The sequence below is a fragment of the Nocardia puris genome, from assembly GCF_003315035.1.
GTDB classification, from domain to species: domain Bacteria; phylum Actinomycetota; class Actinomycetes; order Mycobacteriales; family Mycobacteriaceae; genus Nocardia; species Nocardia puris.
The window spans coordinates 113,165-135,971 of sequence record NZ_QNRE01000014.1; the positions used below are offsets into that span (position 1 = coordinate 113,165).

At 69.5% G+C, this 22,807-nt stretch carries 22 protein-coding genes, 1 tRNA gene and 2 pseudogenes; 10 read left to right on the forward strand and 15 right to left on the reverse strand.

Features of this window, described 5'->3' with window-relative positions; all coding sequences use genetic code 11:
- Nucleotides 1-18 precede the first annotated feature (18 nt).
- Together DFR74_RS27760 and DFR74_RS27765 are read left to right on the forward strand one after the other, a co-directional pair.
- On the forward strand, nt 19-1,821 hold the full coding sequence (locus tag DFR74_RS27760; protein ID WP_067510558.1) for an acetyl/propionyl/methylcrotonyl-CoA carboxylase subunit alpha: 1,803 nt from the start codon (nt 19-21) through the stop codon (nt 1,819-1,821).
- Between the two features lie 358 nt (nt 1,822-2,179).
- Nucleotides 2,180-3,118: a patatin-like phospholipase family protein gene (locus tag DFR74_RS27765; RefSeq protein ID WP_067510561.1), complete on the forward strand. Its 939-nt coding sequence runs from the start codon at nt 2,180-2,182 to the stop codon at nt 3,116-3,118.
- A gap of 111 nt (nt 3,119-3,229) precedes the next feature.
- On the opposite strand, the pseudogene DFR74_RS38080 reads toward DFR74_RS27765, so the two are convergent.
- Together DFR74_RS38080 and DFR74_RS27775 are read right to left on the reverse strand one after the other, a co-directional pair.
- Nucleotides 3,230-3,493: pseudogene (locus DFR74_RS38080) on the reverse strand (nuclear transport factor 2 family protein); the annotation flags it as partial.
- 157 nt (nt 3,494-3,650) lie between these two features.
- Nucleotides 3,651-5,618 carry a serine/threonine-protein kinase gene (locus tag DFR74_RS27775; protein WP_067510565.1) on the reverse strand — a complete coding sequence of 656 codons (1,968 nt, stop codon included), beginning with the start codon at nt 5,616-5,618 and terminating at the stop codon, nt 3,651-3,653.
- Nucleotides 5,619-5,761: 143 nt separating this feature from the next.
- Here DFR74_RS27775 and DFR74_RS27780 point away from each other — a divergent pair, with 143 nt between their 5' ends.
- Both DFR74_RS27780 and DFR74_RS27785 read left to right on the forward strand, forming a co-directional pair.
- Nucleotides 5,762-6,130, forward strand: a complete 369-nt coding sequence (locus DFR74_RS27780) for a DUF1707 SHOCT-like domain-containing protein (RefSeq protein WP_067510567.1) — start codon at nt 5,762-5,764, stop codon at nt 6,128-6,130.
- Entirely contained in the window at nt 6,130-6,474 is a 345-nt protein-coding gene (locus DFR74_RS27785; protein ID WP_067510569.1) for a hypothetical protein, read from the forward strand. Before DFR74_RS27780 ends, DFR74_RS27785 begins: the two co-directional genes overlap by 1 nt.
- 13 nt (nt 6,475-6,487) lie before the next feature.
- Here the strand turns inward: DFR74_RS27785 and lat are convergent, their stop codons facing one another.
- Both lat and DFR74_RS27795 read right to left on the reverse strand, forming a co-directional pair.
- On the reverse strand, nt 6,488-7,837 hold the full coding sequence (lat, locus tag DFR74_RS27790) for an L-lysine 6-transaminase (protein ID WP_084537791.1): 1,350 nt from the start codon (nt 7,835-7,837) through the stop codon (nt 6,488-6,490).
- Nucleotides 7,838-7,901: 64 nt separating this feature from the next.
- On the reverse strand, nt 7,902-8,354 hold the full coding sequence (locus tag DFR74_RS27795) for an Lrp/AsnC family transcriptional regulator (protein ID WP_067510571.1): 453 nt from the start codon (nt 8,352-8,354) through the stop codon (nt 7,902-7,904).
- Nucleotides 8,355-8,463: 109 nt separating this feature from the next.
- On the opposite strand from DFR74_RS27795, the gene amaB reads away from it, so the two are divergent.
- Both amaB and DFR74_RS27805 read left to right on the forward strand, forming a co-directional pair.
- Complete coding sequence (gene amaB, locus DFR74_RS27800; RefSeq protein WP_067510648.1) at nt 8,464-9,993, forward strand: L-piperidine-6-carboxylate dehydrogenase; 1,530 nt, start codon at nt 8,464-8,466, stop codon at nt 9,991-9,993.
- A 63-nt stretch (nt 9,994-10,056) separates the two neighbouring features.
- A tRNA-Met gene (locus DFR74_RS27805) sits at nt 10,057-10,130 on the forward strand.
- 289 nt (nt 10,131-10,419) lie between these two features.
- Here DFR74_RS27805 and DFR74_RS27815 read toward each other — a convergent pair.
- A complete protein-coding gene (locus tag DFR74_RS27815) occupies nt 10,420-11,028 on the reverse strand; it encodes a TetR/AcrR family transcriptional regulator (protein ID WP_067510573.1) in 609 nt (202 codons plus the stop codon).
- 97 nt (nt 11,029-11,125) lie between these two features.
- Between DFR74_RS27815 and DFR74_RS27820 the strand changes: the two genes are divergently transcribed.
- Nucleotides 11,126-11,644 carry a hypothetical protein gene (locus DFR74_RS27820; RefSeq protein WP_198161764.1) on the forward strand — a complete coding sequence of 173 codons (519 nt, stop codon included), beginning with the start codon at nt 11,126-11,128 and terminating at the stop codon, nt 11,642-11,644.
- Between the two features lie 361 nt (nt 11,645-12,005).
- On the opposite strand, the gene DFR74_RS27825 is transcribed toward DFR74_RS27820, so the two are convergent.
- The 4 genes from DFR74_RS27825 to DFR74_RS36260 all read right to left on the reverse strand — a co-directional run bounded on the left by DFR74_RS27825 (nt 12,006) and on the right by DFR74_RS36260 (nt 14,177).
- A complete protein-coding gene (locus tag DFR74_RS27825) occupies nt 12,006-12,542 on the reverse strand; it encodes a PIN domain-containing protein (RefSeq protein ID WP_067510575.1) in 537 nt (178 codons plus the stop codon).
- Complete coding sequence (locus tag DFR74_RS27830; RefSeq protein ID WP_198161765.1) at nt 12,539-13,261, reverse strand: ImmA/IrrE family metallo-endopeptidase; 723 nt, start codon at nt 13,259-13,261, stop codon at nt 12,539-12,541. The genes DFR74_RS27825 and DFR74_RS27830 overlap by 4 nt, the downstream gene beginning before the upstream one ends.
- Before the next feature lie 101 nt (nt 13,262-13,362).
- Entirely contained in the window at nt 13,363-13,704 is a 342-nt protein-coding gene (locus DFR74_RS27835) for a helix-turn-helix domain-containing protein (protein ID WP_067510577.1), read from the reverse strand.
- A gap of 77 nt (nt 13,705-13,781) precedes the next feature.
- Nucleotides 13,782-14,177: a VOC family protein gene (locus DFR74_RS36260; RefSeq protein WP_067510579.1), complete on the reverse strand. Its 396-nt coding sequence runs from the start codon at nt 14,175-14,177 to the stop codon at nt 13,782-13,784.
- A 166-nt stretch (nt 14,178-14,343) separates the two neighbouring features.
- On the opposite strand from DFR74_RS36260, the gene DFR74_RS36265 reads away from it, so the two are divergent.
- The 3 genes and pseudogenes from DFR74_RS36265 to DFR74_RS27845 all read left to right on the forward strand — a co-directional run bounded on the left by DFR74_RS36265 (nt 14,344) and on the right by DFR74_RS27845 (nt 15,562).
- The gene (locus DFR74_RS36265; RefSeq protein WP_067510581.1) at nt 14,344-14,640 is read left to right on the forward strand and encodes a type II toxin-antitoxin system Phd/YefM family antitoxin; all 297 of its coding nucleotides are present in this window, start codon (nt 14,344-14,346) and stop codon (nt 14,638-14,640) included.
- A gap of 228 nt (nt 14,641-14,868) precedes the next feature.
- The gene (locus tag DFR74_RS37370; protein WP_170160805.1) at nt 14,869-15,018 is read left to right on the forward strand and encodes a hypothetical protein; all 150 of its coding nucleotides are present in this window, start codon (nt 14,869-14,871) and stop codon (nt 15,016-15,018) included.
- A pseudogene (locus DFR74_RS27845) lies at nt 15,015-15,562 on the forward strand (response regulator transcription factor). The gene DFR74_RS37370 and the pseudogene DFR74_RS27845 overlap by 4 nt, the downstream one beginning before the upstream one ends.
- Before the next feature lie 6 nt (nt 15,563-15,568).
- Here the strand turns inward: DFR74_RS27845 and DFR74_RS27850 are convergent.
- The 6 genes from DFR74_RS27850 to DFR74_RS27875 all read right to left on the reverse strand — a co-directional run bounded on the left by DFR74_RS27850 (nt 15,569) and on the right by DFR74_RS27875 (nt 22,794).
- Nucleotides 15,569-16,357, reverse strand: coding sequence for an ABC transporter permease (locus tag DFR74_RS27850; protein ID WP_067510583.1), 789 nt, complete (start codon nt 16,355-16,357; stop codon nt 15,569-15,571).
- The gene (locus DFR74_RS27855) at nt 16,357-17,094 is read right to left on the reverse strand and encodes an ABC transporter ATP-binding protein (RefSeq protein WP_067510585.1); all 738 of its coding nucleotides are present in this window, start codon (nt 17,092-17,094) and stop codon (nt 16,357-16,359) included. The genes DFR74_RS27850 and DFR74_RS27855 overlap by 1 nt, the downstream gene beginning before the upstream one ends.
- Before the next feature lie 107 nt (nt 17,095-17,201).
- Nucleotides 17,202-18,842: a long-chain-fatty-acid--CoA ligase gene (locus DFR74_RS27860; RefSeq protein WP_067510651.1), complete on the reverse strand. Its 1,641-nt coding sequence runs from the start codon at nt 18,840-18,842 to the stop codon at nt 17,202-17,204.
- Between the two features lie 108 nt (nt 18,843-18,950).
- Complete coding sequence (locus DFR74_RS27865; RefSeq protein ID WP_067510587.1) at nt 18,951-20,243, reverse strand: wax ester/triacylglycerol synthase domain-containing protein; 1,293 nt, start codon at nt 20,241-20,243, stop codon at nt 18,951-18,953.
- Complete coding sequence (locus tag DFR74_RS27870) at nt 20,240-21,391, reverse strand: acyl-CoA dehydrogenase family protein (RefSeq protein ID WP_067510589.1); 1,152 nt, start codon at nt 21,389-21,391, stop codon at nt 20,240-20,242. The genes DFR74_RS27865 and DFR74_RS27870 overlap by 4 nt, the downstream gene beginning before the upstream one ends.
- Nucleotides 21,388-22,794, reverse strand: coding sequence for a condensation domain-containing protein (locus DFR74_RS27875; protein WP_232331785.1), 1,407 nt, complete (start codon nt 22,792-22,794; stop codon nt 21,388-21,390). The genes DFR74_RS27870 and DFR74_RS27875 overlap by 4 nt, the downstream gene beginning before the upstream one ends.
- Nucleotides 22,795-22,807 lie beyond the last annotated feature (13 nt).

A 22,807-nucleotide genomic window follows, 5' to 3' on the forward strand; every position in this document is an offset into this window, starting at 1 on the left:
TTGCAATCAGGAGGCTCAGTGCCCAGCCATGCCAGCGCGCGGATCACGAAGGTACTCGTAGCTAACCGAGGCGAGATCGCCGTGCGCGTGATCAGGGCGGCCAAGGACGCGGGGATCGCCAGTGTCGCGGTCTACGCCGAGCCCGACGCCGACGCCCCGTTCGTCAAGCTCGCCGACGAGGCGTTCGCCCTCGGTGGCCAGACCTCCGCCGAGTCCTACCTCGTGTTCGACAAGATCCTCGACGCCGCCGCCAAGTCGGGCGCCGACGCGATCCACCCCGGCTACGGCTTCCTGTCCGAGAACGCCGACTTCGCCCAGGCCGTCCTCGACGCCGGGCTGATCTGGATCGGCCCCTCGCCGCAGTCCATCCGCGACCTCGGCGACAAGGTCACCGCCCGCCACATCGCCGAGCGCGCGAACGCGCCGATGGCCGCGGGCACCAAGGACCCCGTGAAGAACGCCGACGAGGTCGTCGCGTTCGCCGAGCAGTACGGCGTGCCGGTGGCCATCAAGGCCGCGTTCGGCGGCGGTGGGCGCGGCATGAAGGTGGCCCACACCATCGAGGAGATCCCCGAACTGTTCGAGTCGGCCACCCGCGAGGCGGTCGCGGCGTTCGGGCGCGGCGAATGCTTCGTCGAGCAGTACCTGGACAAGGCCCGCCACGTCGAGGCCCAGGTCATCGCCGACAAGCACGGCAACGTCGTGGTCGCGGGCACCCGCGACTGCTCGCTGCAGCGCCGCTTCCAGAAGCTCGTCGAGGAGGCCCCGGCGCCGTTCCTGTCCGACGAGGTGCGCTCGAAGATCCACGAGTCGGCCAAGCGCATCTGCCGCGAGGCGGGCTACTACGGCGCGGGCACCGTCGAGTACCTGGTGCAGGGCGAGACCGTGTCGTTCCTCGAGGTGAACACCCGCCTGCAGGTGGAGCACCCCGTCACCGAGGAGACCGCGGGCATCGACCTGGTGCGCCAGCAGTTCCGCATCGCCGAGGGCCACGAGCTGTCCATCAAGGAGGACCCCACCCCGCGCGGTCACTCCTTCGAGTTCCGCATCAACGGCGAGGACGCCGGCCGCGGCTTCCTGCCCGCCCCCGGCCCGGTCACGGTGTACAAGGAGCCGACCGGCCCCGGCGTGCGCGTGGACTCCGGCGTGGTGCAGGGCAGCGTGATCGGCGGGCAGTTCGACTCCATGCTGGCCAAGCTGATCGTCACCGGCGAGAACCGCACCCAGGCGCTGGAGCGGGCGCGCCGCGCGCTGGCCGAGTACGAGGTCGACGGCCTGGCCACCGTCATCCCGTTCCACCGGGCGATCGTCGAGGACCCCGCCTTTATCGGCGACGGTGAGAAGTTCGACGTCTACACCAAGTGGATCGAGACCGAGTGGAAGAACACCGTCGAGCCGTACGCGGGCGCGGGCGCCCCGGCCGAGGACGACGAGGAGGATCTGCCCCGGCAGAAGGTCGTCGTCGAGGTCGGCGGCCGCCGCGTCGAGGTGTCGCTGCCCGGCAACTTCTCCGTCGGCTCCGGCGGTGGCGCCGCGGCGGGCGCGGGTGTGATCCGCAAGAAGCCCAAGCCGCGCAAGCGTGGCGGCGCGGGCGGCGGCGCGGCCTCCGGTGACGCCGTCACCGCGCCCATGCAGGGCACGGTCGTGAAGGTCGCCGTCGAGGAGGGTCAGTCCGTCGAGGCGGGCGACCTCATCGTGGTGCTCGAGGCCATGAAGATGGAGAACCCCGTCAACGCGCACAAGTCGGGCGTGGTGACCGGGCTCGCCGTGGAGGCGGGCGCCGCCATCACCCAGGGCACGGTGCTGGCCGAGATCAAGTAGATCGGCCGGCACCGACGAGGGCGGGCACGGACAACGAGGTCCGCGCCCGCTCCTATTTTTGTGGGGGGCCGTGCCGACCGTCCGGTCCGAACGCACGGCAGGCGCGAACAAGCCGACTTCTCCGCTCGGTGTGACAGGCGTTGCGCCGACACCCGGGGCTGCCATAACACCGCCGATTCGGGCAACAAGCCCGCGCTCTAGGCGGCCATAGCGCGGATGCCCAGAGCGGCGGCTCGCATGTATCCGAGTCGCCCAGTCTGCCCCGTCGAGGTGACCGCAGAGGCCGACGGTGGAGGGGCGACGCGGCGCCCACCGATCACGGCATGCCCCGGCTCCTCGGCCGACGTATCGTGGTCGGGTGACCAGTCCTACTGCCGCCGAGGTCATCCGCGCTCGCGCCGCGTCCGGGTCGCGCGACGACGGGCATCGGCTGATGCTCGTGATCGAAGGCGGCGGCAGTCGCGGGGTGTACTCCAGCGGGATGGTGCAGGGCCTCGAGGAGCTGGGGCTTTCCGGGGTGTTCGACGCCGTGTACGGCACGTCGGCGGGGGCGATCAACGGGGCGTGGCTGCTGTGCGGGCGCGCTGTGCCGGGCATGCGGTCCTGGTCGAATCCGGACATCATGCGGCGGGTGATCGATCCGGCGCGGCTGATGCGGGGCGGGGCCGCCTTCGACGTGCGCTATCTCGTGCACCGCGTCTACGACGGGCTCGAGCCGATGGACTTCCCCGCGATCCTGGACAACCCCACCACCCTGCACCCCATCGGCACCGACGTGCGCACCGGGAACGCCATCGACCTGCGCCCGCACATCTACGACAAGCGCAGCCTGATGCGCGCGCTGCGGGCCAGTGCCAACCTGCCGATCCTGGCGGGCGGGCCGATTGCCCTCGACGGCGTGCTCTACTTCGACGGCGGCATCGCCGAACCGATCCCCATCCACAGCGCCGTCCGCGCCGGCGCCACCCACTGCCTGGTGCTGCGCACCCGCCGCGCGGGCGAACCGCGCCCGCCCGCCTCCCGCCTGCACTCGGTGGTCGGCGGCAACTACCTGCGTCTGCGCGCCCCCGGCGCCTACCGCGCCTGGCTGCGCCGCCCCGAACAGGAAGCGGCCGAGGAGCGCCTGCTGGCCGACCTCGGCGACGCCGCCCTCCAGATCCACCCGCCCGCCGACTCCCCCACCGTCGACGGCACGGCCCGCGACACCGCCCTGCTCACCACGGCGCTCCACCACGGCCGCCGAGCCGTCCACGACGCGTTGGGCGCGCTGGTCGCGGGCGCCGACTCGTCGTCCTGATCGGCCGGTTCCGAACATCCCGTGGGGGAGGGAGGTCGCGTCGGGGACAGGTTGGACGACGTCCCAGTGCTCGACGATCAGACCGTCCGCCAGGCGCCAGATGTCGACGACGGTGACGTCGTGGTCCGCGCCGGGCGGGGTCATGCGGTAGCGCACGACCACGTGGTCGTCCTCGGCGATCACGCGCGCGAGTTCCAGGCGGGCGCCCGCGACGGGCGCGTGGGTGATGTAGTCGATGAAAGCGTCTCGCCCACTGGGGTTTCCGAGGCTGTGCTCGAGGACGTCCTCGTGCAGGAGTGTTCGTAGGACCTCCACGTTGCCCGAGGCGAATTCGCGGAAACCGTCGATGATCCGTTGTTTGTTGGTGCTCTCCATGAAGGAGACTGTCGCCGACGGGATTCCGAGTCGTCCATTACCCCGCAGGTAATGGCGGGGGGCACGGCGCCGGCGCAGACTCGGGGTATGACGACCGGTGGGCCTGCGGGACCGACCATCCGACCGGGCACGGTGAGTGTCGCAGGCGATGCCGCGCTCATACCAAGGGGATCGTGACGCCGCCGGAGAAGACGAAGTCGTGGAGTTCGAGGTGGGTGGGGGTGGTGCCGGCGGGGACGTCGAAGACGAGCACGGCGTCCACGGTGTTGCCGGGGTCGACCTGGATCGGGTAGCCGAAGCCGCGTTGCACGGATTCCCAGGCGGTGGCGGTGGTGTCGTGCTCGAGGGCGGCGCCGGTGCTGTCGCGCAGCTTCTGGCCGAACGGCACGAACCAGCGGCCCTCGTCGGAGATGTTGCGCACGCTCAGCGTGACGACCAGGAAGGTGCCACGCGCCGTCTGCCATCCGACCCGCGACACGCCGGAATCCACACCGGTGACCGCGAATTCGAACTTGCCGTCGCGTGCCGGACCACCCGCCTGCGCCGGTGCGCCGGGCGGTGTGTCCTCGACAATCGCCGCGGGCGGCGCGGTACCCGGCTCGGACTCTCCGCTCCCCGCCGCGATCAGCGCCAGGCACCCGATCGCGAACACGAACGGCGCCAAGAAGATCACGAGCAACGCGGTGAGCGCCTTCTTCAACACTCCCCCACGCTTGCGGCGCGGCGGCGGCTGCGGTCTGCGGGGCACCAAGTACGCAGGGCCGCGCGACGGCCACCGCCCCGCCCGCGCCTTACGCCGCAGGTACCACCGCTTGCCCGCCGGGACCGGCGCAGGCCAACCGTATCCGGGCGCCGGGCGGTACGGTCGCGAATCCACCCATCCCACAGGCGGATTCCCGCGCGGGTCCACCGGGAGCACGCCGGTCCCGCGAGACACCGCCGGCGGAGCGGTGTACCTCGTCTCCACTCTCGTCGCCGGACGATCCGGCTGCGCAAGAACTTTCGTCCCCTGCGGACCGGCAGAGGCGACCGACGGCCGATTGCCCGAGCCGGGGGTGGGCGGACCCACCGCATCGGGCCCACCGACTCGCGTCAGCGGAAGTCCCGGCTGGGAATGAACCTTCGTACCTTGCGGGCCGAGGGCTCCTGAAGGGTTCGGCACCGCAAAGCCCGCCATCGCAGCACCGGATGCCGACTCGAAATGCGCAGCCGGAAGACCGCTCAGCGGAGCCGGATTCGCACCGCCCGGCTCGGCGGGGCGAGGTGTCCCCGAGCCCGCTCGCTCGGACGATCCTCCAGGCGAATCCGCCCGACCCCCGACCACCGCATACACTGCCGCCCGCACGAATTCCCCTGCGCGCGCGGGCCGTTCGGCAGGCTCTTTCGACATCCCCCGCGCGATCACGTCGTCCAGCGCGGCGGGCACGTCCGGGTTGTGCGCGGAGGCGCGGGGCGGCTCGGTCATCAGGTGCCCGTGCATCTGACGGGCGGGGTCGGTGTCGCCGTAAGGTCTTCTGCCGGTGAGACATTCGTAGAGCACGCAGGCCAGCGAATACACATCCGAGCGGGCGTCGGCGTCCCCGGAGAACCGTTCCGGCGCCATATATGCCCACGTGCCGATCGCCAGACCCGTGGTGGTCACGGAGGTTTGGCCGGTCACCCGGGCGATACCGAAATCGATGAGGTAGGTGAACCCGTCGGGGCGCACGAGGATGTTGGACGGTTTGACGTCGCGGTGCACGAGCCCGGCCCGATGCGCGGCATCCAGCGCTCCCGCCACCTGCCCGAGTATCGCGAGCGCGGCGCGCGGATCGAGGGTGCCGTGCGCGGCGAGCCGGGCCGCCAGATCGGTCCCCTCGATGTAGTCCATCTCGATGAACAGCCGTCCGTCGATCGCGCCGTGCCGGTGGATCGCGACGATGTGCGGATCGCGCAGCGCCGCCGCCACTTCGGCCTCGCGCGCGAAGCGCTTGCGGTAGTCCGCGTCGACGGCGAGTTCGGCGGGCAGCAGTTTCAGCGCGACCGCCCGCCCGGATTCGGTGTCGTGCGCCAGCCACACCTGGCCCATGCCGCCGCGACCGAGCAACCGTTCCAGCCGATAGCGACCGAATCGCGCCGCTTCCATCGCGCACCTCCCGGTCACCGTCGACGTACCGGACCCGCGGCCACCCGACCCGCGAGTCCTGCCTGGAGCGTACCCGCGCGCGGGCCCGCCGGGCTGTGAGCCGCCCGACTCCCGCGCCCTCGCCCGTCCACTAACCTGGGCGTATGGACCAGCCACCCGACATCCGGATCGGCACCGAGGAGCGGGAGCGGGCGATGCGGCGGCTCTCGGACAACTTCGCCGCCGGACGGTTGAGCGTCGCGGAGTTCGACGAGCGCAGTGCCGTCATCGCCAACGCGCGCACCCGCGGTGAGCTGGAACCGGTGTTCTCCGACCTCCCGCCGGAGCCGAGTCAGGACAAGGCCCCCGCTCGCCGCGATCCGGCGCTGCTGGGCGATTGGCCGGAGCGGGTGATGGCGGCGATCCCGATCGTCGCGGTCATACTGTTCTTCGTCACGGGCAGCTGGCTGTGGTTCCTGGCGATCCCGCTGGCCGGTGCCCTGCTGTTCGGCAAGCGACACGGAGGGCACTGATGGAACCCGTCGAGATCAACGCGGGCACCTGGTATTTGCGCGCGCTGCGCGCCGACGAGCGCATCGACGACCGCCCGGCCCTGGCCGACGGCGGCATCACCGACCCCGAGTACGTCGCGCGGCGCACCGCGGGCTGGGACGCCGAAACCCACTATTCGTGGGCGGTCTGCGAACCCACCACGGCGGAGATGGTCGCCGAGATCGTCGTCACCCCGGCCGCCGACGGCACCGCCGACCTCACCGGGTGGTCGCGCTCCGGCTACGAACCCGCCCTCGAAGCGGGCAGCACCGCCGTGAGCCGCTTCGTCACCGGCGGACTGGGACTGCGACTCCCGCGGAACTGAGCCGCGCCCGCCCTCATTCCACCGAGCGCAGCACCCGATCCAGCGCGTCCACCGCCGCGTCCAGTTCCGCAGCACTCACGGTGAGCGGCGGGCGGAAACGGATCCCGCGCTCCCCGGTCCCGAGGATGAGCACGTGCTCGCGCTCGCGCAGCGCGGTCACCACCGCGTCCCGCAGTTCCGGCGTGGCCAGCGTGATCGCGCACATCAGCCCGCGCCCGCGGGGTTCGGTGACGCGCGGATGGTCGGCGGCCAGCCCGGTCAGCCTGCGCAGCAGGTGTTCACCGAGCGGCCGGGAGCCCTCGATGAGGCGATCGCGCTCGATGACCTCGAGGATTCGCCGGGCGCGCACCATATCGGTGAGGTTGCCGCCCCAGGTGGAATTGAGCCGGGAACTCACGGCGAACACGTTGTCGGCGACCTCGTCGACGCGCCCGCCGGCCATGATCCCGCACACCTGGGTGCGCTTGCCGAACGCCACCACATCGGGTTCGAGGCCGAGTTGCCGGTAGGCCCAGGTGGTTCCGGTCATGCCGACGCCGGTCTGCACCTCGTCCAGCACGAACAGCGCGTCGTTCACGCGGCACAGTTCGGCCATCGCGCGCAGAAACTCCGGGCGCAGGTGCCGGTCGCCGCCCTCGCCTTGAATGGGTTCGGCGATGAAACAGGCGATATCGTGCGGATTCTCGGCGAACGCGCGCCGCGCCCGGTCCAGCGCGTGCGCCTCGGCGGCCTCGATGTCGCGACCGTCGGCCAGGTACGGGGCGTCGATGCGCGGCCAGTCGAACTTGGGGAACCTGGCCGTCTTCACCGGGTCGGTGTTGGTGAGCGACATGGTGTAGCCGGTGCGCCCGTGGAACGCGCCGGTGAGGTGCAGCACCCTGGTGCCGAGTTCGGCCGGGCGGCCGTGCGCCTCGTTGTGCCTGCTCTTCCAGTCGAACGCGACCTTGAGCGCGTTCTCCACGGCCAGCCCGCCGCCGTCGATGAAGAACAGGTGCGGCAGGCGCGGATCGCCCAGTACCCGCGCGAAGGTCTCGACGAAGCGCGCCATCTCGACGGTGTAGATGTCGGAGTTGGAGGGCTTGTTCACCGCCGCCGTGGCCAGTTCCGCGCGGAACGCGGCGTCGTCGGCCAGGGCGGGATGGTTCATGCCCAGCGCGTTCGAGGCGAAGAACCCGAACATGTCGAGGTAGGTGCTGCCGTCGCGTTCGTCGACGAGACGGCAGCCGCGGGAGTTCTCCAGATCCAGCACCAGATCGAACCCGTCGGCCAGGATGTGCGCCGACAGGATCTCGTGTACCCGGGTCGCGGGGGTGACCGGTGCCTTGTCACCACCCGATCGGGTGCGTTCCAGTTCTAAGGTCACACCCGTAGGGTACGGAAATTTTTACGAAATCTCCACGGATAACTGGAGGAAGTACGCTCAATCGCTATCTGTCATAGAATGTCTGCAGGATGATGGTGCTGCGCGTGCGGACGTTGGCGGTCGCCCGGATCTCCTGGAGCAGTTGTTCCAGGTGGCGCGGCGAGGCCACCCGGACCAGCAACACGTAGCTCTCGTCGCCCGCCACGGAGTGGCATGCCTCGATTCCCGGGATATGTTGCAGGACAGCGGGGGCATCATCCGGCTGCGACGGATCGAGAGGAGTGATCGCGACGAATGCCGACAGCAGTTGTCCGAGCGCCTCGGGATCCACGTTCGCCGTGTAGCCGCGGATCACACCGCGCGCCTCCAACCTGCGTACACGCGACTGAACCGCCGACACCGAGAGGCTCGCCTTCTCGGCCAGGTTCGATAAGGTGGCGCGACCATCGGCCATCAGTTCACGAATCAACAGGCGATCAATGTCGTCGAGTACGGGTTTTGCCGGTGTATCCGCCATCAGCGAAGGCTAACCCAGCAACAGCGACTCGTGGAGGAAACTTCGACTCGTTCACTTCCGGCAACCCGCTAGCACCGAGTGCCGACCCAAAGCCGATGTGGAGCAATCGATGACGAACACCCTGAACGACCGTCTGACCCGCGACCTGTCCGGACGCGCCACCAACATCCTGCGCGCGCTCGGTGCCGAACTGCCGCCACCCGGCGAACTCCCAGCTCGCACCCCGATCACCGGCGGCTTGCTCACCACCCTCCCCGCCACCATGCCCGCCGACGCGGACGCCGCGATCGGCCGCGCTGCCGAGGCGTTCCGTGGCTGGCGCACCGTGCCCGCGCCCGTGCGGGCCGCCGTGGTGCGCAGGCTCGCCGAACTGCTCACCGCGCACAAGACCGAACTGGGCGAGCTGGTCACGCTGGAGGCGGGCAAGATCGGGCCCGAGGCCGTCGGCGAGGTGCAGGAGATGATCGACGTCTGCGAGTTCGCCATCGGCCTCTCGCGGCAGTTGTACGGGCGCACGATGCCCTCCGAGCGGCCCGGTCACCGGCTCATGGAGACGTGGCATCCGCTCGGCGTAGTCGGCGTGATCTCCGCGTTCAACTTCCCCGTGGCCGTGTGGGCGTGGAACACCGCCATCGCGCTGGTGTGTGGCGACACGGTGGTGTGGAAGCCGTCGGAGACGACGCCGCTGACGGCGTTGGCGTGTCACTCCCTGCTGCGGCGGGCGGCCGTCGATGTGGGCGCGGATCCCGAAGTGCACCAACTGATTCAGGGCGGCGCCGAGGTGGGCGCCCGGCTCGTCGACGACGAACGCGTCGCGCTGCTCAGCGCCACCGGATCGGTGCGGATGGGCCGGACCGTCGCGCCGAAGGTGGCGGCGCGGTTCGGGCGATGTCTGCTCGAGCTCGGCGGGAACAACGGGGCCATCGTGACGCCCACCGCCGATCTGGAATTGGCCTCGCGCGCAATCGTGTTCGCGGCCGCCGGCACCGCCGGGCAGCGGTGCACCACGCTGCGCCGGTTGATCGCGCACGCCGACATCGTCGGCCCGCTGCTGCGCCAACTGGAGAACGCGTACGGCCAACTGCCCGTGGGCAATCCGCTGCACGAAGGCATGCTGGTGGGACCGCTGATCAACGAATCCGCCTACACCGCCATGCGTTCCGCGCTGGACCGTGCGCTCTCCGACGGTGGTGAACTCGTCTGCGGCGGCGAGCGCGTGGATGTCCACGGCGACAACGCTTTCTACGTGCGCCCGGCCATCGTGCGCATGCCCACCCAGACCGGCGTCGTGCGCGACGAGACCTTCGCCCCCATCCTCTACGTGCTCACCTACCGCGATTTCGACCACGCCATCGCCCTGCACAACGGCGTCCCCCAGGGACTCTCGTCCGCGATCTTCACCGCCGACCAGCGCGAAGCCGAGCGCTTCCTCGCCGCCGACGGATCCGACTGCGGGATCGCCAACGTCAATATCGGCACCTCCGGCGCCGAGATCGGCGGCGCGTTCGGCGGCGAGAAGCACACCGGCGGCGGCCGCGAATCCGGCTCCGACTCCTGGAAGGCATACATGCGCCGCGCCACCAACACCGTCAACTACTCCCCCGACCTCCCCCTGGCCCAGGGCATCAAGTTCACCTGAAACCGCCCCTGACCAGGCGATTAGGAACTTCCTCCGCCCCCTGTGTAGGGTTGTACTTACCGACGCGGGGTGGAGCAGCTCGGTAGCTCGCTGGGCTCATAACCCAGAGGTCGCAGGTTCAAATCCTGTCCCCGCTACTAGGGAAAGCGGCCCGGAACACTTGTTCCGGGCCGTTTTTCGTATGCGTGGACCGCGTCACGCGCGGGGTAGTAGGGGCGGGCCGGCTCGTTGAGGGCGAGCACGTTGGTCGCGCCCGTGGTGGTCGCGGCGAACGCGACCTCGGTGTGGGTGGACAGCGCCTCGGTGACCCCGCAGCATCCGCATCACCGACCCGGACGGTGTCGTCCTCCAGATCCAGGAGATCGATCCGGAGACCGTCCGGCGGTCCCAGGAGTCGCTGTCGCCGTCATACGGCGGTGAACGCGCTCAGCCGCGCGCGGCGGCGCTGAAGGCCGGCAGGACCGTGGCGGTGATGTAGTGCGCGGCGTCGGCACTCGCGACGCGGCCGGCGTTGACTTCCTCGGCCGCGCCGTGCATGACGCTGTGCAGGGTGCCGACCAGCCAGGTGGCGGGGAGGTCGGTGCGGAACACGCCCTCGGCTTGGCCGCGGATGAGCAGGCCGAGGACGCGTTCGGCCGGTTTGGCGTGCAGGGCGCGAATTCGGCCGGGCGGCAACGTCTTCTGCGCGGCGACGAGCAGGGCGCGTGAGCGTTCGACGAGCTGCCAGCTCGACTCGATCAGCCGTTCCAGCGCCCGCTGCGGGTCACCGGACAGGTCCACGCCGGTGAGGGCGGCGTCGCCCTGTTCGAGGGCGGCGACCAGCGCGGCGTCCACCAGGTCGGCCCTGGTCGGGAAATGCCCGTACAGGGTGACCCGGCCGACCCGCGCCTCCCGGGCGATCGCCGCGACGCTGGTGTCCGGATCGCGGCCGAGGCAGGTGATGGCGGCGTCGAGGATCGCCTCGCGGTTGCGGCGCGCGTCGGCGCGCTGATTCGGCGCCTGCGGTCTGCTGATCTGACCCGCCCGTGCGGACATTCGCCCTCGCCTTCACTCTTGTCGAACACCGGTGTACGAGTTACCGTAGCATCATTGAACTCGAACACTGCTGTTCGACTTAAGTGGGAGGTGCGGTATGACCGAGCGGAGGGCACATGTGATGGTCGGCGACGAGACCGAACGGACGCCGGGCGGGACGATGGCTCACGCGAACCCCCGACGGCAACGCATGACCGGCCCGTTCGCACGGTTCGCGTGGCACTACCTGGAAATGGTGCTGGCCATGACGGTCGGGATGCTGCTCGTCCTACCGGCCCTCGAACTCGCGACCGGCGGCCTCCCGGACCGGCCGGAGATCGACAGCCTGCTGATGGCCGCCAGCATGTCGGTCACCATGGCGGCCTGGATGTGGTTCCGCGGGCACCGGGCCCGCCCGATCGTGGAGATGTGCCTGGCCATGTCCGCCGGCTTCGTCGTCCTGTTCCCGCCCCTGTGGACCGGACACCTCGATGAGATGGGCCTGATGATGGGCGGCCACATCCTCATGCTCCTCTTCATGCTCGCCGCCATGCTCGCCCGCCGCGACGAGTACACGGTCTCGCACAAACACCATGCGGCACGGAAGTCGTTGCCCGAGAACGGCTCCCACGACTGACCCCGATACGACGGAAGCCACCTCTGATGTGGCGGGCTCGGAGAATGAAGGTCGACAGGCCCGGCGTCCGCCCGGAGATTCCCGAGCGATGACCTACCTGTCATCGGGTTCCCCGTCGCGCCCCGCCGCACGTGCCCGCCCGAACGGGTCGCACTCCCCATCCTCGAACAAGCCGCGAGTATCCACTCGGAACTTCCGGTCATCCAGCACGGGAGCCCCGGCAAAGGCGGCAACCACCCGCTCCTTCGAGACGAATCCCGGACGCGGACCGATCGGCGTGACAGTTGCGACCCGGCCCCCAGACATGTTCCGAGCGTAGCGTCGATGCCCCCGGGTGCGGCACGAAAATCTTTGGCACCCTTCAGATTCTCGTGCCGGTGGGCCGGCTCCACAGGCCAGGGGCGAGTAGCGACGTCCGGTCGAGTGGGAGCAGGCCGTCGTCGCATTCGCGCAACCGCTCGTCGATGGTCCGCATCTCGCCGCGGCTCTCGATGAAGCCCTCGGAGGCCGCTCGCCGCAGGATGCCGACCGTATTGACGACCCGCAGACCGCCCACCGAGCGCCCCTGCGCCCGGAGACGTTCGAGTCGTTGCGCTTCCGCCGTGGCCATGACGGCACCGGCGTGAACATCGATGACGACGGTGACCGCCGCGCCTGTGCGCTCGGCGGCTGCGACGGCGTGCGCGTTCGCCGAGATCTCGATCCAGTTCGGCGTCAGCTTCGACCAGATCAACTCCACGCCCTTGAAGCGAGGATCGACTCGGGCTTTCCGAAGCACCTCGGCCTCCACCGTCTCCGGGGTGCTGAGCTTGCCCAGCACCTTGATCAGCTGGCGTTGCCTATTGGTGGCCAAGAAGTTCAACGCGGGCCCGGCATCTATGACGGGTCTGGCGTTCATACTTCGCCGCCGTCACCCAGATCGGCGTCTTCGAGTTCGTGGAGGTCGAGGTCGGCGTCGGGTAGGTCGTCGGGGTCGCTCCACTCCGGGACGAGTGTCCGCGGAGTGAGGCCCGCTGCGGTCAATTCCCGTTCGACGGAGGCGACATCGAGGCCCCGGAGCGTGGCGATCGTCTGGATCGAGACCGTGTTTCGCATCCACCCGGCGATGGCCCGCGCCAGCAAGCGCTGCGGGGCGCGCCGCTGGTCGGATTCCCGTTGCATGGCCTGGTATTGGTCCGACCAGCCGAATCTCGTGGCCAGCCGCGGTGCGGTTTCGCTCATGAACCGTGTCTTGGTGGTCGGGTCGATATGACCCGACTGCTCCAAGGCGATCGCTGCGATCTTGGGTGAGACCTGGAACCACTGGACGACCTTCGACAGCACCGCCAGGTCGACGGCTCGGCCATCGATGAGGTCCGCGAGACCAGCCGGCGGGATCAACAGATGCCGAGCGAAGACGTTGGCCCTGATCTCCGTCGGGCTCGCGGAATCGACGATGGGCGCGGCCGACCAATCCGCGAACACGACGTGGGCGAGTTCGTGGGCGAGGGTGCTGCGTTGCCGCATCGGGTGCCGGGTCCGCGCCACCGCGATGAATACTCGCCCCCGAGGTCCACGACGCATGGTCATACCGTGCTGGTCCGGTTCGGTGTCGAGGATCACGACATCGGCGCCCACCGTCTGCTAGATCAGCGTGACCAGGTCACCGAGCGGCTGCGCACCGAGATGGTGCCGCGCGCGGAACCGCTCCGCTGCGTCGCGGCCCTCCGATTCGGCGGTCATTCGGCCACCGGGATGCCTTGTTCATCGAGATAGGCGTCGAGTTCCAGGAAACGCAGCATCTGCTCGTACATGGAATCCATCGCGGACCCGTTCGCGGCGCGCGCCGCGCACTGCACCTCCCCGGCCACGGCGGAGGTTCCGGTGAGTTCGCGCAGGAGCACACCCGTGGCGTGCGCGATGGCGACGAGTTCGTTCATCTTCGCCACGCGATCGCCGGCGATGGTCCGCGACAGCGTCGGCTGGGTGATACCGGTCCTGGCGGCCATCTCGCGCTGACTCAGTCCGGCGGCGGCGCGGGCGCGATCGATGCGGTCGCCGATCGACAGCTCGCCAGTCATGCCCACACCTCCTGAATCAGAACATCGATACTGATTCAGTAGGTACCCGGACGAGCGTGAGCAACGATCGAACCGGGTCAGTCGGACTCCGCGGGAATCGCTGTGCCCACGATCCATTCGTGGCCGAAGGGGTCGCGGATGCGGCCTTGGCGGGCGCCGTAGGGCTGGTCGGCGACGGGGAAGACGGTGTGGCCACCGGCGGTGGTCATGCGGGCGGCGAGGGTATCGGGGGTGTCGGTGGTGAGAGTGAGGAGGAGGCCAGGGCTGCCGAGTTGGTGGGGGTCGCGGTCGTATTCGTCGGAGTCCTTGAGTTGGAACGTCGGGCCGTCGGGTAGGGCGAGTTCGGCGAAGACCACACGGCCGGAATCGTTGTGGCGTTCGAGGACGGTGGCGTCGAAGACGGTGGTGTAGTACTCGATCGCCGCGGCGGCGTCGCTGACGACCAGTTTCGGAGCGATCCTGTCGATAGCCATGGTCGTGAGTATTGCCGCGCGCGATGCGGGTCGGCTTGGAAAATTGGTACACGATCGGCGAGTGCTGGGCCCGAGCTCGAGCGGTCGGCGAAAGGGCGGGTGATCGACCGCGACGCCGTTCGATAATTGAGCCGGGATGGGCCGCACTGTATGACACGCTTGATCCATGACGGCCATTCCGATCGGGGAGCTCGCACACCACGCCGCGCGGGCGAAGGCGTTGGTCGAGTCCGGTGAGACTGTCGACATCATCGAGCGCGGCGAGGTCGTCGCACGGATCGTGCCGGTGGACCCGACGCACGACCGACGGGTCCGATCGGCCGCCGTAGGGCACCGGCGGCCGGCGTTCGGAGGTCGGCCGGACCTGCTCACGGAGGTTCGCCGCCGGATCGCCAACGAGCCGATCGACGCCGGCCGAGTGAACGCCGCGCTGCGGGAGCTACGGGACGGCGAGCGGTACTGAGGAGCCCCGGATCCTCGGCATGCCGGTGAGGCTCCAGTCGGTGAGCCCCCGCTGATTCGGGCGTTGCGGTGGCCGGAGGTTCGGTCACGGATGTGGACCACGGCGAAACGCCTCCGGCCCGCGACATGTGCCGCGAACCGGAGGCGCTCACCCGACCCCTACACCCGACTCACCCGGGTCCGTTCCCGGACGGGAGTTGCGGTCGAAGGGCGGACGCGGCCCCATGGTTTGGCCACCGACAACCAGACCGCCGCGATCAGCGCGATGGTGGAGACGATCGGCGGGTCACTGCGCGCCGGATTCCGCGCCGACCGACCCGGATTCGAGGTGGTCGCCGAGTGGGCGTACCCCCGCGACGCGCGAGGCGCGCGGTCGTGATCACCGTGCTCGTCGTGGACGACCAGCACCTCGTGCGGACCGGATTCCGCACGGTGCTCGATCTCGAGGATGGCATCACCGTCGTCGGGGAGGCCGACAACGGGCTCACCGCCGTGGAACGAACCCGTCTGCTCGACGAGTACGTGTACGAGGCGCTCAGCGCGGGCGCCAGCGGGTTCCTCGTCAAACATGCCTCGGCGGACGCGCTCGTGGACGCCATCCACACGGTGGCGCAGGGCGACGCCCTGCTCACACCGAAGTTGGTGCAGCGGCTGATCACGCGATTCGGCCCCGCCAACGGTCCGGCCTCGGCGAGCAGGCCCGCGACCCGATCGCTCACCGAACGCGAACGCGAAGCGGTCGCCCTTGTCGCGCAGGGCTTTCCAACGAGGACATCGCCCGCCGCTGGGTCGTGAGCAACGGCACCGTCCGCACCCACGTCAGCCGCGCGATGACCAAGCTGCACGCCCGCGACCGCGCCCAGCTCGTCGTGATCGCCTACCGCGCCGGACTGGCGAACCCGGACTTCCTCGGCGAAACCTGATCCGCGCTAGTCGGTCTTCGTATCCCCTGTCGACAACCGCACCGTCCCGATCACGAAGATCGCCAGGCACAGCGCCGCGAAGTAGAGCAGCGAGCCGGTCGGCCCGCCGAACAGGGTCTTGATGGTCGACATCTGGCCCACCCCGAGTTCTCCGTTCTTGAACGGGGACAGCCGCTGGAGCATGATGCCGAGGTCGCCGGGCACGAAGGTGACGAACACTTCGACGCCGAACTTCCACAGCAGCACGATCATGACCACCAGGCCCGGTTTGGGCAGCAGCGCCGAGAGCCCCAGGCCGAGCGCGCAGATCAGCATCGTGAAGATCGGCACGCAGATCAGCAGGCGCACGCCCACCGACGAGAACGCGTCGACCTTGCCCCACACGTCCGGGAACAGGCGCGGGAATCCGCCGACCAGGATGAACGTGGTGAGCAGCGAGGTCACACCGGAGATCGCGCCGAACACGATCAGCTTCGACACCGGCAGCAGCCAGCGCCGCGCCTGGATGCCGAACGCCGTCTCGACCGTCTTGTCCTTGAACTCCGCGCACAGCGACGTGACGCCGCCCGACATCAGGATGAAGGTGGCGAAGATGAGGATCCAGTAGGTGGAGTTATTGGTCTCCATGCCGCCGGAGCCGTTGAACGCCTGCTCCTGGGTGGCCTTCGCGATGCCGAAGTTGATCAGCACCGGGATCAGGATCGCCAGCGGAACCACGGTGTACCAGAACGAGTTCCGCCAGGAGAGCTTCGTGAGCTCGCTGCGCACGGACCGCGCGAGATAGGTGGCGAGCATCAGCGCTCACCCCCGCCCGCGGCGTATTCGACGCTGCCGCGGGTGAGGTCGACGTAGGCCGACTCCAACCGCCGGGGACCGGTCCCCTTGGCCACCAGTTCGTCCTTGCTCGTATCGGACAGCACTTTTCCCTTGCCCATGACGACGATCCGGTCACCCGTGATCTCTACTTCGGTGAGATTGTGCGAGGCCACCAGCAGGCACTTGCCCTCGGCGGCCAGGCCGACGACCAGCTCGCGCAACCAGAGCGTGCCCTCGACGTCGAGACCGTTGGCCGGCTCGTCCAGCACCAGGGTGCGCGGATCACCGAGCAGGGCCGAGGCGATGCCCAGCCGCTGCAACATGCCGTAGGAGAACCTGCCGACCGAGCGGCGCGCGACCGCCGCGAGCCCGACGCGCTCGAGCACCCGACCGACGTTCGCGGCGGGCACACCGCCCAGGCGCGCCTGCCAGAGCAGGTGCTGTTCGGCGGTGTGCTTGGGGTTGCGGGAGAACGCGCCGAGGCTGAACCCGATCTCGCGGATCGTGTCGCGGAACTCCAGCAGCCCCTTGTCGTTGATCGCGATCGCGCCGGAGGTGGGGCGGGTGAGACCGGCGATCATGCGCATGACCGTGGTCTTGCCCGCGCCGTTGGGCCCGAGCAGGTAGGTGATCGAGCCCGCCTCGGCCTCGAAGCTGACATCGTCTACGGCGACGTTCTCACCGAAGCGTTTGGTAACGCCGCGAACGCTGATCATGAAGGAAATCCTGGGTTACGGGTCGGGGTGCCACACCACACGACGGAGCGACGCTCCGTGCGGCAGGTTAGGACAGTCGATCCTAAGCCGAGCGCGATCGCGCGATATCAGGCGGGGATCAGGCTCGCCGCCGAGGACCGGCGCAGCTTGCCCGACGGCGTCTTGGGCAGCGCGCCCTTGTGCACGATCGTGACCACGGCGGGCGCGATGCCCACGTCGGCGTAGACCGCGCGGGCCACTTCCTTGCGGATGCGCTCGCTCTCGTCGGCGTCGGCCGCGAAATCGGATTCGGCGATCACGGCGATGCCCTCGCGCGCCATGCTGGGCAACCGGACGGCCAGCGCCGCGACGCTGCCGGGACGCACACCGGAGACGCCGACCGCCGCGCGCTCCACCACGGTCGGCGAGATGTTGCGGCCCGCGACGATGATGACGTCCTTCTTGCGGCCGGTCACCACCACCTCGCCGGTGCCGTCGACGACGTAGCCGAGGTCGCCGGTGGACAGCCAGCCCTCGGCGTCGAGCGCCGAGACGTACCCCTCGGGGCCGAGGTAGCGCCTGGTGACGGCGTCGCCGCGCACCAGGATGTTGCCCACGCGGTCGGCGGGCAGGGTGTCGCCGTTGTCGTCGGCGATCTTCAGTTCGAGGCCGGGCACCGGGACGCCGAGCCGCAGGAGGGTGCGCGGGCGCGTCACCTCGTCGCGGCGCACGACGCTGTCGGCCTCGGCCGAGTCGGCGTCGATGACGTCCACCGTGTAGCGCTCGGCGGCGGCGGTGAACGACACCGCCAGCGTGGTCTCCGCCATGCCGTAGGCGGGCATCAACGCTTCGGCCTTGAAGCCGAAACGCGAAGCCTCGCCGAGGAATTCGAGCAGCGTGGACTCGTCGATGGCCTCCGCGCCGTTGACCGCGACCCGCATGGTCGACAGGTCGTAGGCCCCGTCGGCGGCGCGGCGCAGGCGGCGGGCGAGCACGGCGTAGGCGAAATTCGGTGCGGCGGTGAATGTTCCACCGAAGCGCGTGATGAGTTCGGCCCAGGAGAGCGGATTCTGGAGGAAGCCGAGCGGGGTGATCATCACCGTGGTGGCCCCGGCGAACAGCGGGGTCATGAAGGTGCCGATCATGCCCATGTCGTGATAGAGCGGCAGCCAGCTGACGACCACGTCGTCGGCGCGGAATCCGGCGGCGGCGACCATGGCCAGCTGGTTCTGGTGCAGGTTCGCGTAGGTGATCGCGACGGCCTTCGGCACGCCGGTGGTGCCGGAGGTGAGCTGCAGGACGGCGACGTCGTCCTCGGCGGTGGGAACGTGCGCCAATTCCTCGGTGCGAGCGGTCAATTCGTCGATCGAGACGAAAGGCACGCCGATATCCACACCCTGCACGGCCTCGGTGAACGGCGCGCCGACCACCACCACGCGGGCGCCCAGCATCTCGATCACCGCGCGCGTATCCGCCACCCAGGTCTCGAGATTCGTGCGCGGGGTGGGCTGATGCAGCATCGTGAAGGCCGCGCCGCGCATCCAGGTGGCCTGGACGGTGACGGCCACGTCACCCGGGGTGCCCGCGAGAATGGCGACGGAATCGCCTGGCTGCACCCCGGCCTCGGCCAGACCGCCCGCGACCCGGCGTGCCGTCGCGCGCACCTGATCCCAGGACCGGAACGTCAGATCCGACGCGTCCACACCGCTCCACAGGCCGTTCACCTCGGAAGCAGGCTGCTCGAAAAGCAACTCGGTAATTCTGCTCATTGGGGTTTCCATCTCTTCCCGCACGGCGCTTCTGCGCAGAGGACACCCCGGCGTCGAATGGGTTGTGTTTCCGGAATTACTTTCCGGGACGCCGGGATGCGGCCGGATTTATTCCGATGTACCTGCTTCGCGAAGCACCCGGTCGAAATGCTCCACAAAGATGTCGGTGTATCCTGCCGGCAGTGCGGCGGGGTCGATCACGATGCCGAACGACGTCTTGTTGCCCAGGATCAGCGCGGTCACCGAGAGCGAATAACCCGCCAGCGGCGACAGCGGCGTCAATTCCGCGATCGGCTTTCCGAGCACGGAACGAATCCGCGAGAATCCGGGATTGATACCGATATGGATATCGGGGCTCATATGCGCCAGGCCGGCGGCCGCGATCGCCCGCCGCACGGCCCACGGCAGGCCGGGCGCGGTGGCGGGAGCGGCCGTCGTGAGTTCCGGGCGGCGCTTGTCGATGGTGGCCAGCTGCGTGCGGCACCGGTCGACGTGGCGGGCCAGGTCGGTCTCGTTGCCCAGCAGGTTGAGCGGCGTGACCACGACCGCGTTGCCGGTGTGGCGGAAGGCCGGATCGTTGGTGACGGGCAGCGTGACCCGGATGACCTCGGCCTGGTTCGACGCGGCGGGCGGCGCGATGCTCACGGTGCGGCCGATCGCGGCCAGCAGGAATTCGTGCACGGTGGCGCCGTTGCGCTTGGCGGCGCGGCGCAGCTCGCGAGTGGACGCGCTGTACAGGGCGTACTCGCGCTTGCCGGACTTGGTGAGCTTGGGCCAGCCGCGGCCCTTGCGGCCCGCCGCCCACTGCTCGTTGAACGCGGCCTTCGCCTCTTTCAGCACCTCCGGCTCGACTTCCGGGCTGCGGAAACGCGGCGTGGTCGCGAATCGCTCGAATTCCGTGAGCTCTTCGGGAGTGCCGTCGGCCAGCAGCGCGGCGAACGCGGCGCCCGCGATGCCGTCGGACACGGCGTGGTGCACGCGCAGCAGGAAGAACTGCGCGCCGTCACCGCGCGGGGTGAACATGGTGATGTGCCACAGCGGTTCGGGCCGGGGCAACGGCGTCTCCAGCAGCGCGGCGACCCGCGCGCGCAGATCGGCCCCGTCCGCGTACTCGACGGCCGTGAGATGCCGTTCCACGTCGACCTTTTCGGCCAGCACCACCTGCGGCTCCCGCCAGCGGCCGTCGCGGATGCCCATGCGGAACAGGTCGAACAGCTCGCTGCGCTCGCGCACTCGCTCGCGCACGTCGGCGACGGACAGGTGCGGGCCGTCGGCCGCCAGCTCCAGCGCCATCGACCAGTGCATCGGACGGCTCTTGGTGTCCAGGTGCAGGTAGGTGTGGTCCGAGGGCGTCAATTCCGTGACGGCGGACGTGGTTTCGGTATTCACCGGGGTGCTCATGACTGTTCCACCTTCGCGAACATCTGCGCGTAGCGCTCGTTGTCGGGCTTCATGGCCGCCGCCACCAGCTCCCACAGCACCTCGTCGGTGCCGCCGCCGACGCGGGCCAGTTTCATATCGCGGTACCAGCGTTCCAGCGGCAGGCCGGTCTGCAGGTAGCCGATGCCGCCGAAGATGTGCAGGCACTCCGAGGCGACCTCCTCGCCCAGGCTCGCGGCGGAAGCTTTCAGCGAGGCGGCCGTGCGCAGGTTGATACGGCCTTCGGCGGCAACGCCTTTCAGTGCGTAGCGCAGCAGGTCGACGCGCGCTTGCAGATCCGCGACGCGCAGGCGCAGGGCCTGGTGGTCGTAGAGGCGCTTGCCGAACTGGACACGGTCGTACATCCGGGCCAGGCTGACGCCGAGCATCACCTCGCAGGCCGCGGCGATCTGGCCCGCCACCGAATAGCGCTCGTGGGCAAGGCCCCAGCTGATCACGGCCAGGCCGGTCGCCGGGCGCGCGATGAGCGCTTCCTCGGGGATCCAGGTATCGATGGTCACCGGGGCGGTGTCCAGCGGACCCGCGCCCAGCTTCTCGTAGGGGGTGCCGACCTGGACCTGTGAGATGGGCACCGCGGCCAGCGCGACGTTGCCCGCATCGCCCGACGAGCCGCTGGTGGCGCTACGGCCGACGACGAAGATGTAGTCCGCGATCGGCGAGAGCGAGACGAACTTCTTGTGCCCCACCACCCGGTAGCCGTCGCCCTCGGGCTCGATCATGGTCCGCGCGTTCTGCAGATCCGAGCCGCCCGACTCCTCGGAGGCGCCGATGCACAGCACCTTCTCCGTGGCGATGGCCTGCTCGGCCAGCTCGCGCAGGAAGTCGTTGCGCCCGAAGCGGCGCAGGATCGCGATGGCCGAATCGTGCAGGCTCACACCGACGCCGATGGCCGCCGAGCCGAGCGCGCCCAGCTGGTGGGCCAGCGCGAAGTGGTGCCCGAGATCGGTGAGCTTGCGGTCCTCCCACTTGCGCGCGAAAACCCCGGCGGCGCCGAGATGTTCGAGCAGTGCGCGCGGGAACTTCTTGTCCAGCTCGGCCTGTTCGGTCCAGGCGACCACGCGGTCGTCGAACGCCTTGGCGAGCACGTCGTCGTAGGAAGTGTCTGTCACTGGTGAGCCCTCTGATCCGGCCGGTCCGCCGACGCGTTCGCGAGGACCCGGTCGAGTTCCTCGTGGATGCGCGCGACGGACTGCTCGTCGAAAAGATCGACCTGATAGGCGATCTGCACATCGGTGTGGTCGGCGTGCAGGAACGCCTCCACGGTCAAAGGGAGCAGGGCGTAGCCCTTCTCCGCGAGTTCCCAGGTGGTGGTGCAGCCGGGCAGCTGGGGTCCGTCGATCTTCTGTTCGAGGAACAGCACCAGCGATTCGTACGGCCGCGCGCCACCCTGGACGCGCCGCGCCGCCTCGGCGATGTGGTCGTAGGGGTGGTTCCGGTGGCCGAACGCGGTGTCGGTGACGGCGCGCACGTGGGCGACCAGATCGGCGAAGGAGTCGGTGTCGGCGCCCACGCGCAACGCGATCGCGTTGCTGAAATTGCCGATCAGCGAACCCATTCCGGATTCCTCGCGGTTGGCGACCGCGGTGCCGATGACGATGTCGCGCTGACCGGTGAGCTGCCGCAGGGTGCGGTAGTACGCGGCGAGGAACACCGAGAACGCCGGCGTGCGCAGCGCGGTGCTCAGCGCGCGCAGGTTCTTGTCGGCCGCCGCGCTCAGCGTGCGATCCGAGCGGGCGCCGCGTTCGGAGACCGTGGCGGGCTGCCGGTCGTAAGGCAGGCGCAGCGGTTCGACGCCCTCGAATTGCCGCTCCCAGAAACGGATGTCGTCGGCGTGGTCGCGGTCGGCGAACCGATTCTGTTCCCACTCCGCGAAATCCGCGATCTGCAACGACAGCGGCGTGAAGTCGAGTTCGGAGCCCGGCGCTTCTTTCGCGCGCACGTAGGCGCTCTCCAGATCGCGAGAGAGGACGGGCAGCGTCATGCCGTCCCAGGCGATGTGCTGCAACGCCATCACCACGGCCGTCCTGGGCTGTCCCGCGTCGTCGGGCGGCAATTCCACGAAGGTCAACCGCAGCGAGGACTCGGTCACCAAGTCGAACGGTTCGGTGCCCGCGGCGGCCATCACCGCGCGCAAGCGCGCGTCGGCGTCGGCTTCGCCGCGCAGGTCCAGCGCGGTCACGCGCGGCGGAAGGTCGTCGTGGATGCGCTGATACGGCGTGCCGTCGGCGTCGGCGTGATAGGTCGTGCGCAGCACCTCATGCTTGCGGACCAGCGCGAGGAAGGCGCGCCGCAGCGCGTCCTCGTCCACCGCACCGGTGAAAGTGAAAGCGAGGCAGAGGTTGTGGGCCGAGCTGTCCGGCGCCTGGACCTGGTACGCCCACACGGCGCGCTGCGCGAACGACAGCGGCGCCCGGCCCGGATCGCGCCGGGCCGTGACGCCCGGCGCGGCCGCGATGCCGGCATCGCTGAGCCGGGCCCGCATCGCGGCCTGAAGGTCCTCTAGTGACGGCACTGGTTCGTTCCTT